The organism is Enterobacter asburiae, assembly GCA_011754535.1.
GTDB classification, from domain to species: Bacteria; Pseudomonadota; Gammaproteobacteria; order Enterobacterales; family Enterobacteriaceae; genus Enterobacter; species Enterobacter cloacae_N.
Window position 1 is genome coordinate 1,566,578 of record JAAQVN010000001.1, and the last position, 14,465, is coordinate 1,581,042.

The 14,465-nt window shown below is 59.8% G+C and carries 11 protein-coding genes; 5 read left to right on the forward strand and 6 right to left on the reverse strand.

Annotated features, from left to right (window positions below):
* Positions 1–203 precede the first annotated feature (203 nt).
* Positions 204–1,277 carry a LacI family transcriptional regulator gene (locus tag HBM95_07315; GenBank protein ID NIH42738.1) on the forward strand — a complete coding sequence of 358 codons (1,074 nt, stop codon included), beginning with the start codon at positions 204–206 and terminating at the stop codon, positions 1,275–1,277.
* Here the strand turns inward: HBM95_07315 and HBM95_07320 are convergent.
* The 4 genes from HBM95_07320 to HBM95_07335 form a co-directional block, all read right to left on the reverse strand.
* The gene (locus tag HBM95_07320; GenBank protein NIH42739.1) at positions 1,274–2,530 is read right to left on the reverse strand and encodes a DUF1479 domain-containing protein; all 1,257 of its coding nucleotides are present in this window, start codon (positions 2,528–2,530) and stop codon (positions 1,274–1,276) included. The two genes, HBM95_07315 and HBM95_07320, sit on opposite strands and share 4 nt — an antisense overlap.
* Positions 2,531–2,679: 149 nt before the next feature.
* Positions 2,680–3,495, reverse strand: a complete 816-nt coding sequence (locus tag HBM95_07325; GenBank protein ID NIH42740.1) for an HAD family hydrolase — start codon at positions 3,493–3,495, stop codon at positions 2,680–2,682.
* 193 nt (positions 3,496–3,688) lie between these two features.
* On the reverse strand, positions 3,689–6,121 hold the full coding sequence (locus HBM95_07330; protein ID NIH42741.1) for a formate C-acetyltransferase/glycerol dehydratase family glycyl radical enzyme: 2,433 nt from the start codon (positions 6,119–6,121) through the stop codon (positions 3,689–3,691).
* Between the two features lie 4 nt (positions 6,122–6,125).
* Positions 6,126–7,025, reverse strand: coding sequence for a glycyl-radical enzyme activating protein (locus HBM95_07335; protein ID NIH42742.1), 900 nt, complete (start codon positions 7,023–7,025; stop codon positions 6,126–6,128).
* A 128-nt stretch (positions 7,026–7,153) separates the two neighbouring features.
* On the opposite strand from HBM95_07335, the gene fsa reads away from it, so the two are divergent.
* Positions 7,154–7,816, forward strand: a complete 663-nt coding sequence (gene fsa, locus HBM95_07340; GenBank protein NIH42743.1) for a fructose-6-phosphate aldolase — start codon at positions 7,154–7,156, stop codon at positions 7,814–7,816.
* An 86-nt stretch (positions 7,817–7,902) separates the two neighbouring features.
* Here fsa and moeB read toward each other — a convergent pair whose 3' ends face one another.
* The gene (moeB, locus tag HBM95_07345; GenBank protein NIH42744.1) at positions 7,903–8,655 is read right to left on the reverse strand and encodes a molybdopterin-synthase adenylyltransferase MoeB; all 753 of its coding nucleotides are present in this window, start codon (positions 8,653–8,655) and stop codon (positions 7,903–7,905) included.
* Position 8,656: 1 nt separating this feature from the next.
* Entirely contained in the window at positions 8,657–9,889 is a 1,233-nt protein-coding gene (gene moeA, locus HBM95_07350; GenBank protein ID NIH42745.1) for a molybdopterin molybdotransferase MoeA, read from the reverse strand.
* A 188-nt stretch (positions 9,890–10,077) separates the two neighbouring features.
* Between moeA and iaaA the strand changes: the two genes are divergently transcribed.
* Genes iaaA through gsiB form a run of 3 tightly spaced genes read left to right on the forward strand, consistent with a single transcriptional unit; the run spans position 10,078 to position 14,461 of the window.
* A complete protein-coding gene (iaaA, locus tag HBM95_07355) occupies positions 10,078–11,016 on the forward strand; it encodes a beta-aspartyl-peptidase (GenBank protein NIH42746.1) in 939 nt (312 codons plus the stop codon).
* Between the two features lie 11 nt (positions 11,017–11,027).
* Positions 11,028–12,899, forward strand: coding sequence for a glutathione ABC transporter ATP-binding protein GsiA (gene gsiA / locus HBM95_07360; GenBank protein ID NIH42747.1), 1,872 nt, complete (start codon positions 11,028–11,030; stop codon positions 12,897–12,899).
* A 23-nt stretch (positions 12,900–12,922) separates the two neighbouring features.
* Positions 12,923–14,461: a glutathione ABC transporter substrate-binding protein GsiB gene (gsiB, locus tag HBM95_07365; GenBank protein NIH42748.1), complete on the forward strand. Its 1,539-nt coding sequence runs from the start codon at positions 12,923–12,925 to the stop codon at positions 14,459–14,461.
* Positions 14,462–14,465 lie beyond the last annotated feature (4 nt).

The window sequence follows — 14,465 nt, forward strand, 5'->3', positions numbered from 1 at the left end:
CTGCTTAAGTTGCTATACAACTAGTATGGAAGTTGTGTGACAGGTTCACCTTAAGGGAGAAAATGAGAGGGCAAAAGTGGATTTTGTGCAAAATTTCTCATAACTAACGAAAACACTCTGGCATGATGGCGTTCATGGCAGTTTTTGCCTGACGGATACGCTATGAAAATTTTTTCATTTCGCAAATGGAGCCAGATCACAAAATGGACAAAAGGCTAAAAATCACCGAAATCGCGGCCCGCACGCAGCTCTCCATCAGCACGGTTTCCCGCGTGCTGGCGGGTAAAGCGAATACCAGCGAAAAGGCGCGCGCAAAGGTACTGGCGTGCGCGCGGGAGCTGGGGGTGATGGACGGCATGGCGGCAGGGCGTTTGCTGCTTAACAGCCTGGTGGTTTTTGCCCCGCAGCGGGCGTTTGACGAGCGGTCCGACATCTTTTATTACCGCGTGATCCAGAGCGTGAGCAAAGGGCTTGCCTCGCACGAGGTCCGGCTGCGCTACTGCGCGCTGGAGGAGAACGACAGCGACGCCCAGCTGTTTCTGGCGCGCATGAACGAGCCGGATACCCAGGCGGCCATTCTTCTCGGCATCGACGATCCGCATATTCACGACCTGGCGGTGGACGTGGGGAGACCCTGCGTGCTGATTAACTGCCGGGACCGCCGCATGCGCCTGCCTGCCGTCGCCCCGGATCACCGCACCATTGGTGAGCGGGCGGCGGAGTACCTGTTCGAGATGGGGCACCGCGAGGTGATGAACGTGCTGTGCCTGCGCCGCTACACCATGGAGCTGCGCCTGGCGGGGATCCGCGACGCGTGGCAGTCTCATAACCTGAAATTCAACGATAAACGCGATCTGCTGGTGGTGCCAAGCTTCAGCGCCAGAGAGACGGAGCAGCTGGTGAGCGAGTGGCTTAACCAGCAGAAGGGAAAAGACCTGCCGACGGCGTTTCTGGTCGGCGGCGACTTTATGGCGGCGGGCACCATCAGCGCATTACAAAACCACGGTCTGCGCGTGCCGCAGGACGTGTCGGTGATGAGCATCGACGGATTTAATCTGGCGGCAATCCAGGACGTGCCGCTGACGGCGGTGCATGTGCCCCGCGACGAGCTGGGAACCGAAGCGGTGCATATGCTCCAGCAGCGGCTGATGCGTCCGGACGCGCCGGTGGGAACGCTGTTGCTTAATGGAACCCTGACCGTGCGGGAATCGGTACGGCGGATACGTCAGGGGAAACGACGCACCGCCGTGGAGCGAGAAGGGCTTTACGACAGTTAAGCCATGCCCAGCGCGCGCTTGCCGTGGATGTTGAGATCGTTCACGGTAAAGCGGTCCTGCCAGCTTTTTTCATAATCCTCGCGCGGGAAGTCTCCCGGCGACGCGCCGGTTTCCAGCGCTTCCTTGACCTTTTTCGCGTAAGCGAGGTTTTTCTCGCACATCGGCGCGGCAGGGATGTACATCACGTTGCCCCAGCCCTGCTGATTTTCCACCGGCGCGACGGAGTGGATCACATCGCAGTGCCACCATACGGAATCGCCCGCCTCGAGTGCCGGAATGCTGCTTAATGCCTCGATGAGCAGCGGGTGCCACTTCTCGGAAACCGGCAGCACGCGCCCTGGTGCCACGCCGCACAGCTCGTCTTCCGGCACGTCGTCCAGCAGTGGACGCAGCAGAATGTACGCCATCGCCTCCGGAATTGGCACCACGTGCAGCAGTCCCTGACCGGGGATCATGTCCGACAGCGCCGTCCAGCCCTGGAAGGTGCGGAACACCGAGCATTTGGTGGTGTTATCGACGGTGTACTCTTCCACTTCGGTACGGTGCGCGGCGTTCCACGGATCGTACTTATCGACGTTGCCGTCAAACACGCGGGCAAACACCTGTTGATAAGCCGGAAGCAGCCAGCGCTCCAGCGCGCCGGAGTCGGTATGCGCGCCCAGCCCTTTCGAGGTGGTTCCCGGCGGACGGCGGCGAATACGGTCCGGGTAAATCACGCTCACGTCCGGGTCGAACCACTGCTTGCCGTTGCTCTCGAAAGTCCATAAACGGTTCAGGAACGACTGCACCTGCGCCATCTCTTCGCTCTGGCGCGCCTGCATCTGCGCCTGCGACCAGTAAATCGGGTAAATCTCCGGGCGGGAGGCCGTTAAGGTGCCGAAGAAGTTATCGCCTGGCCCTTTGTACACGTCGTCAAATTTGTTCAGATCGAGATAGTCGAGCATCGACCGATCCCACGCCAGCGCCTGCTCGCGCGGGAAATGACCTTTAATCACCGCGCAGCCGCGGCGCTTAACGGCCTCGCGCTGTGCGTCGGTAATCGTGCCGTTTTTCACGTCCGCAAACGGGATCTCCGGCCAGACGGTTTCGCCTTTGTTCTTAAGGGCGTTGATCTCCGCCACGCGGGTGGCAATTTTATCGCTGAGCTTATTAAACACCGCCTGCACGTCGCCGATCTGCGCGCGCAGCTCACGTTTCAACTGACGGATTGCCGCTTTGTGATCCGCCGGCAAAGTTTCACTGGTAAAGGTCATAACCGCCTCGCATCTTTCATTCGAAAGTAAAAATATCTACAAGTGATACTTTAAGTTAAAAATAAGTTAATGCAAGTTTAAAAACTTGACGCAAGCCACAGGACGGAAAAAGAGTGAGAGGCCGGAGCGAGGCTCCGGCGAGGAGAGGATCAGGCGTCGAACGGGGAATGGTTGTCGAGCACGGCCTGAATGACGTTCAGCGCGCCCTGAAGGTTGTTGTCGTCGGTGCTGTAGCGGCTGATTTCTTTGATGCTCTCTGCCGCGTTGCCCATCGCAAAAGAGTATTTCACCAGCTTCAGCATCTCGGCATCGTTGCCGCTGTCGCCAATGCCGACGCACTCCTGCGGGGAGATTTTCCAGCGTTTCAGCAGGCGGCTGATGCCGTTGGCCTTGTGCAGGCCGGGGATAATCAAATCCACAAAGCCAAAGCCGCTGGTGACCGGCTTCATAATGCCGTCCAGGGAGACGTGCAGTTTATCCACCAGAGTTGGGATATCGCTGTCCGGCAGGTTCAGGGAGAATTTAAACAGCACGTCGTCAATTTCGCGGTAATCGCTGATGCGCTTTAAGCGGTGGTAGTGCTTTGACATCAGCGCCACGAAGGCGTCCGGGGCCTGATCGCTGACGTAGGCGCTCTCCAGACCGCAGGCCACGAAGTTCAGCCCTTTGTCTTTCAGTAGTTCGCCAATGACGATCTGCGACTCATGGCGGGTCAGTTCGCCGTGGAAAACCTGTTCGCCGTGGTCGAACACCAGCGCGCCGTTTTCCGCCACGAAGGAGATCTGGTCTTTCAGTTCGGGGAAGAAGGAGATGAGCTGGTAATACTGATTGCCGCTGGCGACAACGAATTCGATGTCGCGGGATTTAAGCTGCTCAAACTGTGCCTGGAAGCGGTCACGATCGTACTGCTTGGCATCATCAAGGAAAGTTCCGTCCATATCGGTGACGATAACTTTAACGGTCATACTGTGCTCCTGGGTCACTGCGTTTTGAAACATTCTAATAACAAGGTGACGGGGAGCACAAATTTAATTTCATTCGAAAGTAAAAGCAAAACGGCAACCAGGATTGCCGTTTTGAGTGTTTTCTCCCTCTCCCCGTGGGAGAGGGGCGGGGTGAGGGCACCAGCGTGCGCATTTCCCCTTAAGGGATACACCGTTACAGCGTATGCTCAGTACGCGCAATAATATCGTCCTGCGCATCCGGCGACAGGGCGGTGAAGAATGCCGAGTAGCCCGCGACGCGCACCACCAGATCACGATACTGGTCCGGGTGTTTCTTCGCTTCCAGCAGCGTTTCGCGCGAGACGATGTTGTACTGAATATGCCAGCCCTTATGCACCTCGAAGAAGGTGCGCAGCAGCACCATTAGCTTCTGGCGATCGCTGTCGTTTTCCAGCGTCGACGGGTTCAGTTTCTGGTTCAGCAGTACGCCGCCAAGAATCGCTTCCGTCGGCAGTTTACCCACCGAGCCGATCACCGCCGTCGGGCCGAGGTGGTCCGTACCGGAAGCCGGGCTTGCCCCTTCCGCCAGCGGGGTGTGCGCCTTACGTCCGTCCGGGGTCGCCATCGTTGCCGCGCCAAACGGCACGTTGGCGGAGATGGACGACGTTCCCGCGTAGTAGTTACCGCCAATCGGGCCGCGGCCATGGCGCGGGTTGTGGTACTGCTTCAGCTCTTCGATGTAGGTCTGATAGGCGCGCGTCAGCAGCATGTCCACGCTGTCGTCGTCGTTGCCGTATTTCGGCGCGCCGTTGATCAGGCGCTGGCGCAGCTGCTCGTGAGTCAGCCCGTCGAAGTCATCCGCCAGGGCGGCCGCCAGCTGCTGCTGACCGATAGTGCCCTGTTCGAACACCAGCTTCTTGACCGCTGCCAGGCTGTTGCCGAGGTTGGCGATGCCCACCTGCAGGCCGGAAACCCAGTCATACTTCGCGCCGCCCTGCTTGATGCTTTTCGCGCGCTCGATGCAGTCGTCCACCAGCGCCGAGCAGAGAATATCGTGGACGTTCTCTTCCAGCATGGTGTCCACCACGTACTCAATCTCGATGGATTTGCGGGTGTAGTAGCGGATCTGGTTGTCCCATGCCGCCATCACCTCCTCGAAGTTGTCGAAGTTACCGGCGGAGAGCGCTTTCTCCTGCGGCAGGAACACCTTGCCGCTGGTGGCGTCGCGGCCGCCTTCCAGCGCGGCGAGCATCACGCGGGCGAAGTTGATAAAGCTCATGCCGGTGCAGCGGTAGCCCCACTTGCCGCCCACCGCGGTTTCGATGCAGCCGATGGCCGCGTAGTCGTAGGCGTCGTCGCGTTCAACGCCGAGCTTGATGAATTCCGGGATTACGATTTCATCGTTGTTGAACGCCGGCATCCCGAAGCCGCAGCGGATCACCTGCACGCAGGCGTCGAGGAAGTCGTTGCTCATCCCCGCGTGGTAGCGCACGCTCAGGTTAGGCTGGGTGGAGCGCAGGCGACCGCAGGATTCCAGAATCGCGTAGGAGAGCGGGTTGACCGCGTCCATCGGCTCACCGTTGACCAGCTTCTGGCCGCCAATGGTGACGTTCTGGTACAGCGGGCTACCGGCGGAAGCTTTCGAGTGCGAGCCGGAGCGGATTTTGTTCACTTCCAGCAGCTTCAGCCAGCAGCTGTGCAGCAGCTCGATGGCGTGCTCGCGGTCCAGGCTCTGGTCCAGCTCCACGTCGCGGCGGTAGTACGGATAGAGATATTGATCCATTCGGGCAAATGACACCGAGTGACCGTTAGATTCAATCTGCAGGATCAGCTGAATGAAGTAGCACAGCTGCAGCGCCTGCCAGAAGGTTTTTGGCGGCTCGTGAGAAATCACGTCGCAGTTTTCCGCCATCGCCAGTAGCTCGTCGCGGCGGCTTTCGCTGGTTTCCGCAGACGCCATCTCACGCGCCAGATCGGCGAAGCGTTTGATGTGCAGGCTGACGGCTTCCAGCACGATATCAATCGCCTTCAGGAACTGGTCGCCGTGCAGGTCTTCCAGCACCGTCAGGTTGATGCGCGAGCGGCGCTCAGCCACTTTGGCGCGCAGGCCGTCGAGACCTTTTTCCAGCACCAGCGGGAAGTTCACCGCCAGGTGCGCGTCGCCGGAGGTCATGTTGCCTTCGGCTTTGATAATGCCGGTTTCCAGCAGGCCTTTCTGCTCGTCGGTGAACATGCCGTAGCAGCGATCCTGCACCGTCTGGCCGCGCCACCACGGGCAGATTTCATGCAGTACGCGCTTGTTCTCTTCGCTCACTGCAAAGCCCGCGCCCGGGCGGTCCGCCAGATCGTCAATCTCTTTCTCAATCCAGGAGACGGTGTATTCCGGGAAAATAGGCGCGGCGCGCACTTCGCTTGCCTGGTTACCGATAATCAGCTCATCGTGTTTGATCCAGATGGTGCGTTCAGCCAGGTGATGCGCCAGCGCGAGGGCGCGGCGTACCGGGATCGGCTTGTCCATGTGCTGCTGGTACATCTCGGTGTAATGCTGTGCGCGCTCGGTGCAGACCGGCGGCTTAACGATATGCACCAGCGCCATTTTATGCGCTTTAATGCGCTCGCTGAGGGTGTTGAGATTCAGGGTGGTCATAGTTTTATCCTCGTAAGGTCGCGGTTAACCCTTTCTGGCAGGCGTACTGCTGCGCGAAGTCCAGCAGGGCAGGGTTATCCAGCGGTTTGTCAGGGGCAGAGTAGGGTTGGCCGAGCAGGCTGTATTTGTTCATGCCCAGCGTGTGATACGGCAGAAAATGAATATCTTCGACGCCAAGTTCATCGGCGGCGAAATTGGTAATGGCGGTAATGGACGCTTCATCCGCGTTGAAGCCCTGGATCAGCGGCACGCGAATGGTGATCTTTTTCCCGGCAGCCGCGAGGCGCTTCAGGTTATCCAGGATCCGTTTGGCCGAGCCGTCGGTCCACTGTTTAAACACTTCGCTATCCACATGCTTCAGGTCGGCGAGGAACAGATCGACGTACGGTAATGACGGCTCAATATAGTGCCACGGCACGTGAAGGCAGGTTTCGACAGCGGTGTGGATACCCTGTTCGTGGCTGGCCTTAAACAGGGCGTGCGCCAGCTCCGGGTTCATAAATGGTTCGCCGCCGGAGAGGGTGATCCCGCCGCCGCTGCGGTCGTAGAAAGGCTTATCGCGCAGTACGGTCGCCATGATCTCCTCGACCTGCTGTTCTTCACCGCAGACGGTCAGCGCCTGCGTCGGGCAGCAGTCGGTAAGGGCGTTGAGTGTGGCGTCATCAAGCTTTTCGCGATGGATGACCAGCCCGTTCAGCGCGCGTTCGATGCAGCCCGGTGCCGCCTGCTGGCACAGGTCGCAGCCTTCCAGGCACAGACGCGAATCAAATAGCACGTCCCGGCTGCGGGAGCGGCTTTCCGGGTTCTGGCACCAGCGACAGCCCAGCGAGCAGCCTTTCAGGAACACCACGGTTCGAATACCGGGGCCGTCGTGGGTAGAGTAACGCTGAATATTGAAGATCATGATTTCGCCTCTCATCTTGCATATGAAGATTAAATGACTTTCGAATGAAAGTTATCTTGATGCAGGTCAACTCTTGAGCAGGTTTTGTCGTGATAGGGTAAGTGCAGGCTAATTTTGAGGGTGACACCATGGAACTTTATCTCGACACATCTGACGTTGCGGCAGTCAAAAAGCTGGCGCGTATCTTCCCGCTGGCGGGCGTGACCACCAACCCAAGCATTGTGGCGGCAGGTAAAACGCCGCTCGACGAGCTGCTGCCCGCGCTGCATGACGCGCTGGGTGGTAAAGGGCGCCTGTTCGCCCAAGTGATGGCGACCACCGCCGAAGGGATGGTGGAGGACGCGCGCAAGCTGCGGGCCATCATTAACGACCTGGTGGTGAAAGTGCCGGTGACCGCGGAAGGGCTGGCGGCGATCAAGATGCTGAAAGCGGAAGGGATCCCGACGCTGGGCACCGCGGTATACGGCGCCGCGCAGGGAATGATGTCCGCGCTGGCGGGGGCGGAGTATGTGGCCCCTTACGTCAACCGCGTGGACGCGCAGGGCGGGGATGGGATCCAGACGGTGATTGAGCTGCAGCAGCTGCTGACGCTGCACGCCCCGCAGTCAAAGGTGCTGGCCGCGAGCTTCAAAACGCCGCGTCAGGCGCTGGACTGCCTGCTGGCAGGGTGTGAGTCCATCACGCTGCCGCTGGACGTGGCGCAGCAGTTTATTACGTCTCCGGCTGTGGATGCGGCGATTGTGAAGTTTGAGCAGGACTGGCAGGGGGCGTTTGGACGGACATCGATCTGACGCGGCTGCCGGGTGGCGCTGACGCTTACCCGGCCTACGTTCGAGCCGTTGTAGGTCGGGTAAGGCGAAGCCGCCACCCGACTTTTTTACTGGCTACACACCTCACACCCCGGGTTACGCATCAGCTTCATCTCGCGGAACTGGCAGGTCATCGCGTCATACATCACGATTTTCCCCGCGGCAGGCGTGCCGTAGCGCGCCAGCACTTTGATCGCTTCCATTGCCTGCAGCGAACCAATAACGCCAACGAGCGGCGCCATCACGCCCGCCTCGACGCAGGTTAGCGCGTTCTCACCGAACAGACGGCTCAGGCAGCGGTAGCAGGGTTCACCTTCGGCGTACGTGAAGACGCTGATTTGCCCCTCCATACGGATGGCCGCGCCGGAAACCAGCGGTGTTTTATGGGCAAAACAGCCCGCATTCAGCTGGTTACGAATAGCCACGTTGTCGGTGCAGTCCAGCACCAGATCGTGCTGCGCAATCTGCGCCGACAGTGCATCGTCATCCAGCATTGCGTCAATCAGGGTGAATTCACATTTAGGGTTAATGCGCGCCAGCGCCGCTCTGGCGGATTCCACTTTCGGCTGGCCCACCGTCGCGTCGCTGTGCAGCGTCTGGCGCTGCAGGTTGGACACCGACACGGTATCGAAATCCAGCAGCGTCATCCTGCCAACGCCCGCTGCGGCAAGGTACTGCGCGGCGGCGCAGCCCAGCCCGCCGAGACCGACGACCAGCACATTGGCTGCCTTGAGCGCTTCCTGGCCCTCAAAGTCAAACCCGCGCAGCACGATCTGGCGGTTGTAGCGCATCATCTCCTGGTCGCTCAGCTCCACCGTCATGTCAGCCTCCGAACAGGTGGTTAAAGCGCTCGACCTCGACCCATTCGCCGGCTTCCACGTTGCCGCGTTCGCGCTCCAGCACGATGAAGCAGTTGCCCAGACTGAAGGAGCTAAAAATGTGCGAGCCCTGATGTCCGGTTGTGCTCACTTCAAGCTCACCGTCCGCGTTGCGCGTCAGAATGCCGCGCTGGAAATCGAGACGGCCCGGCGATTTTTTCAGACGCGTGGCGGCACGCACGCGCAGGCGTTCCGGCAGCGGGCTGGCTTTGTTGCCGGAAAGCTTCGCCAGCAGCGGGATCGCCAACTGGTAGAAGGTCAGCGCGGCAGAGACCGGGTTACCCGGCAGGCCGCAGAACCAGCTGTGCGGAAGCTTGCCAAAGGCGAACGGTTTGCCCGGCTTGATCGCCAGCTTCCAGAAGGCGATTTCGCCCAGCTCTTCAAGAAGGGTTTTAGTGTAATCCGCTTCGCCAACCGATACGCCGCCGGAGCTGATGACCACATCGGCGGCGTTATCCGCCTCGATAAACGCGGCGCGCAGTTTTTCCGGATCGTCAGGAATAATGCCGAGGTTAATCACCTCGCAGCCCAGCTGCTCCAGCATCAGGTGCACCGCCAGACGGTTGGTATCGTAAATCTGACCGTCCTGCAGCGGCTGGCCCGGAAGCTGCAGCTCGTCGCCGGTAGAGAAAACGGCAACGCGCACTTTCCGGACAACGTCAATTTCCGCGATGCCGAGCGACGCCAGCACCGGCAGTTCACCTGCCGTCAGCTTCTGCCCCTCGGCAAAGACCGTTGCGCCAAGGGTGATGTCCTCGCCGGTACGGCGGATGTTCTGTCCCGCTTTGACGCTCGCGGTAAAACGCACCCCGTCGTCGGTCTGCTCGGTCTCTTCCTGCATCACCACGGCGTCGCAGCCAGCCGGAACCGGCGCGCCGGTCATGATGCGTACGCAGGTGCCCGCAGGCCACTCACCGCTAAACGGCTGGCCCGCAAAGGCTTTACCCGCCACCGGCAGGGCGTTACCCGTCCGGAGATCCGCCATGCGTACCGCGTAACCGTCCATCGCGGAGTTATCGAACCCCGGTACGTTAAGCGGAGAGACGATATCGCGCGCGGCAATGCGGCCAAAACAGTGCACAAGCGGCAGCGTTTCGACATCGTGCAGGGGAGTAATGCGGTCAAGCATCTGCGTGAGTGCCGTCTCAAGCGGCATCAGTCCGGCGGTAAAATCCATGGTGGGCTCCTGCGGAGTAACAACGAAAGCGCTCATTATGGCAGAAAAGTGCGGCTAACTGTATGACCCGATGGGTGTACGCTTTACATCACTGTTGCGTCTTTCTATATTCAAAAATCATCTGAAGTTTCATCGACGATAATGATATTTATAGAAAAAGCCGCAAATCAGGCTAACGGGTGATGCGAATGGTTAATGCGGTAATCGCAATTCATGGTGGCGCCGGGGCAATCACCCGTGCACAGCTCAGCCCCGAGCAGGAAAAGCGCTACATTGACGCGCTGTACGCCATTGTGGAAACGGGCCAGCAAATGCTGGAAGCGGGCGAGAGCGCGCTGGATGTGGTCACCGAGGCGGTGCGCCTGCTGGAAGAGTGTCCGCTCTTTAATGCCGGAATCGGTTCGGTCTTTACCCGGGATGAAACCCACGAGCTGGATGCCTGCGTGATGGACGGCGTCACCCTGAAGGCGGGCGCCGTGGCGGGTGTGAGCCATCTGCGAAATCCGGTGCTGGCGGCGCGACTGGTGATGGAGGAGAGCCCGCACGTTTTGCTGGCGGGCGCCGGGGCGGAGAAATTTGCCTTTGAGCACGGCATGGAACCGGTATCGCCGGATCTGTTTTCCACGGAAGAACGCTATCAGCAGCTGCTGGAAGCCCGAACGGCGGGCATGACGCAGCTTGACCATAGTGCGCCGCTTGATGAAACAACCAAAATGGGCACGGTCGGCGCGGTGGCGCTGGATAAGGCCGGAAACCTCGCGGCGGCGACGTCAACGGGCGGGATGACCAATAAGCTGCCCGGACGCGTCGGCGACAGCCCGCTGCCGGGCGCCGGCTGCTATGCCAATAACGCCACGGCGGCGGTGTCGTGTACCGGCACCGGGGATGTGTTTATTCGCGCCCTGGCGGCCTACGACATCACCGCGCTGATGGATTACGGCGGCTTAAGCCTGAGCGAAGCCTGCGAGCGCGTGGTGATGGAGAAACTGCCTGCCCTGGGCGGCGTCGGCGGGCTCATTGCCGTGGATCGTGAGGGCAACGTGGCTCTGCCGTTTAACAGCGAAGGGATGTATCGCGCCTGGGGTTACGCCGGTGATGAGCCGAGCACGGGCATCTATCGTGAATAAGGGGGCAGCGCGTGCCGCACAGTGAAGAGTTGGACAATCGTCAGGTACTGGCTGTCCATCAGCTGAATATTGCGTTTCAGGAGGAGCGGCAGTTCATCCCCGCAGTACAGAATTTATCGTTTTCGCTGAATCGCGGCGAAACGCTGGCGATTGTCGGCGAGTCTGGTTCCGGTAAGTCGGTTACCGCACTGGCATTGATGCGCCTGCTGGAGCAAACGGGCGGGCAAATATCCAGCGAAAAGCTACTCCTGCGCCGCCGCAATCGTCAGGTTATTGACTTAAACGATCTGAGCGCCTCACAGATGCAGGGCGTGCGCGGGGCGGATATCGCCATGATCTTCCAGGAGCCAATGACCTCGCTCAACCCGGTTTTCCCGGTCGGGGAGCAAATTGCCGAGTCCATCCGGCTGCATCAGGGTCTGAGCGGCGATGAGGCGCTGAAAGAGGCCCGACGGATGCTGGAGCTGGTGCGCATTCCGGAGGCGCAGGCCATTCTGGGGCGCTACCCACATCAGCTCTCCGGCGGCATGCGCCAGCGGGTGATGATTGCCATGGCGCTCTCCTGCCGTCCGGCGGTGCTGATTGCCGATGAACCGACGACGGCGCTGGACGTGACGATTCAGGCGCAGATCCTGCAGCTCATCAAAGTGCTGCAGCAGGAGATGGAGATGGGGGTGATCTTTATCACTCACGATATGGGCGTGGTCGCCGATATTGCCGATCGGGTGCTGGTCATGCACAAGGGCAGCGCGGTGGAAACCGGCCCGGTCGAGCAGATCTTTCACGCGCCGGTTCATCCTTATACCAAAGCGCTGCTGGCGGCGGTACCGCGCCTGGGGGCGATGAACGGCAGCGATTTGCCGCGCCGCTTCCCCCTGATTTCTCTCGAGGCGTCTGAGCCGCAGGAGGATGAGCGCGAGCAGGACACCGTGGTGCCGGGCAAGCCGATACTCGAAGTGCGCGATCTGGTGACCCGCTTTCCGCTGCGCAGCGGCGTGTTGAACCGCGTAAAGCGCGAAGTGCACGCGGTGGAAAACGTCAGTTTCGATCTCTGGCCGGGCGAAACGCTGGCGCTGGTGGGGGAGTCCGGCTGCGGGAAATCCACCACCGGGCGGGCGCTGCTCAGGCTCGTGGAGACGCAGGAGGGGACGATAACCTTTAACGGTGAACGTATCGACACCCTGCCAGATAACAAATTACAGGCAGTCCGCCGGGATATTCAGTTTATCTTCCAGGATCCGTATGCCTCTCTCGACCCGCGCCATACGGTGGGCTATTCGATCATGGAGCCGCTGCGGGTACATAACCTGCTCGACGGCGAGGCGGCACAGCGCCGCGTGGCCTGGCTGCTGGAGCGCGTCGGCCTGAAGCCGGAACACGCCTGGCGTTATCCGCACGAGTTTTCCGGCGGACAGCGGCAGCGTATCTGCATCGCCCGCGCGCTGGCGCTGAACCCGAAGGTGGTGATTGCCGATGAGTCCGTCTCGGCGCTGGATGTTTCCATTAGGGCGCAAATTATCAACCTGTTGCTGGATTTACAGCGGGATATGGGAATTGCCTTCCTGTTTATCTCGCACGATATGGCGGTGGTAGAACGCATCAGCCACCGTGTGGCGGTGATGTTTATGGGGCAAATAGTCGAGATTGGGCCGCGAAGGGCGGTGTTTGAAAACCCGCAGCATCCGTATACCCGCAAGCTTATCGCGGCGGTCCCGGTTGCCGATCCGGCGCACCGTCACGGCCAGCGCGTGCTGCTGCAGGATGAAATGCCGAGCAACATACGTAAACGCGGCGAGGCCGTGGAGCGCGTGACGCTGCGCGAGGTCGGTTCTGGCCACTTCGTGGCTCCCCCGCGTCAGGACAATGCATTTTCGCGGTTATAACTTACAACAGGCAGGAGAACACAATGGTTACTTTTGTAGCGCGTAGATGGTTGTTAGCCGCGAGCGTGACGGCAGCCCTGGCCGCTGCCCCCGCGTTCGCCGCCAAAGATGTGGTGGTCGCCGTCGGCTCCAACTTCACCACGCTCGATCCGTACGACGCCAACGACACGCTCTCTCAGGCGGTGGCAAAATCGTTCTATCAGGGCCTGTTTGGCCTGGATAAAGAGATGAAGCTTAAAAACGTGCTGGCGGAGGGATACACCGTGTCCGAAGACGGGCTGGTTTATACCATCAAGCTCAGAACCGGCGTGAAGTTCCAGGACGGGACAGATTTCAATGCGGAGGCGGTGAAGGTTAACCTCGATCGCGCCAGCAATCCGGAAAATAGCCTCAAGCGCTATAACCTGTATAAAAATATCGCCAGCACCGAGGTGGTCGACCCGGCGACGGTAAAAATCACCCTGAAAGAGCCGTTCTCCGCGTTTATCAATATTCTGGCGCATCCGGCAACGGCGATGATTTCCCCTGCCGCGCTGAAAAAATACGGCAAGGAGATCGGCTTCCATCCTGTTGGCACTGGTCCTTACGAATTGCTCACCTGGAACCAGACCGATTTTGTGAAGGTGAAGAAATTCGCGGGATACTGGCAGAAAGGGCTGCCGAAGCTGGACACCATCACCTGGCGTCCGGTGGTGGACAACAACACCCGCGCGGCGATGCTGCAAACCGGCGAGGCGCAGTTTGCCTTCCCGATCCCGTACGAGCAGGCCGCCATTCTGCAGAAAAACAGCAAGCTGGAGCTGGTTGCCAGCCCGTCGATCATGCAGCGCTACATCAGCATGAACGTCACGCAAAAGCCATTCGATAATCCGAAGGTGCGTGAGGCCATCAACTATGCCATTAACCGGCAGGCGCTGGTGAAGGTCGCTTTTGCCGGCTATGCCACCCCGGCGACCGGCGTGCTGCCGCCGGCTATCGCCTATGCGCAAAGCTATCAGCCGTGGCCGTACGATCCGGCAAAAGCGCGCGAGTTGCTGAAAGAGGCGGGCTTCCCGAACGGTTTCAGCACCACGCTGTGGTCGTCGCATAATCACAGTACTGCCCAGAAGGTGCTGCAGTTTACCCAGCAGCAGCTGGCGCAGGTGGGGATTAAGGCGCAGGTCACCGCGATGGATGCCGGGCAGCGTGCGGCAGAAGTGGAGGGGAAAGGGCAGAAAGAGAGCGGCGTGCGGATGTTCTACACCGGCTGGTCAGCCTCGACCGGTGAAGCCGACTGGGCGCTGTCGCCGCTGTTTGCCTCGCAGAACTGGCCGCCAACCTTGTTCAACACCGCGTTTTACAGCAATCCGCAGGTGGACAAAGACCTGGCCGATGCCCTGAAAACCACCAAACCGGAAGAGAAAGCGCGCCTCTACAAAGACGCGCAGGATATTATCTGGAAAGAGTCGCCGTGGGTGCCGCTGGTGGTGGAGAAACTGGTGTCAGCTCATAACAAAGCGTTGACCGGGTTCTACATCATGCCGGACACGGGCTTTAGCTTTGACGATGCGGATTTAAAATAAACCT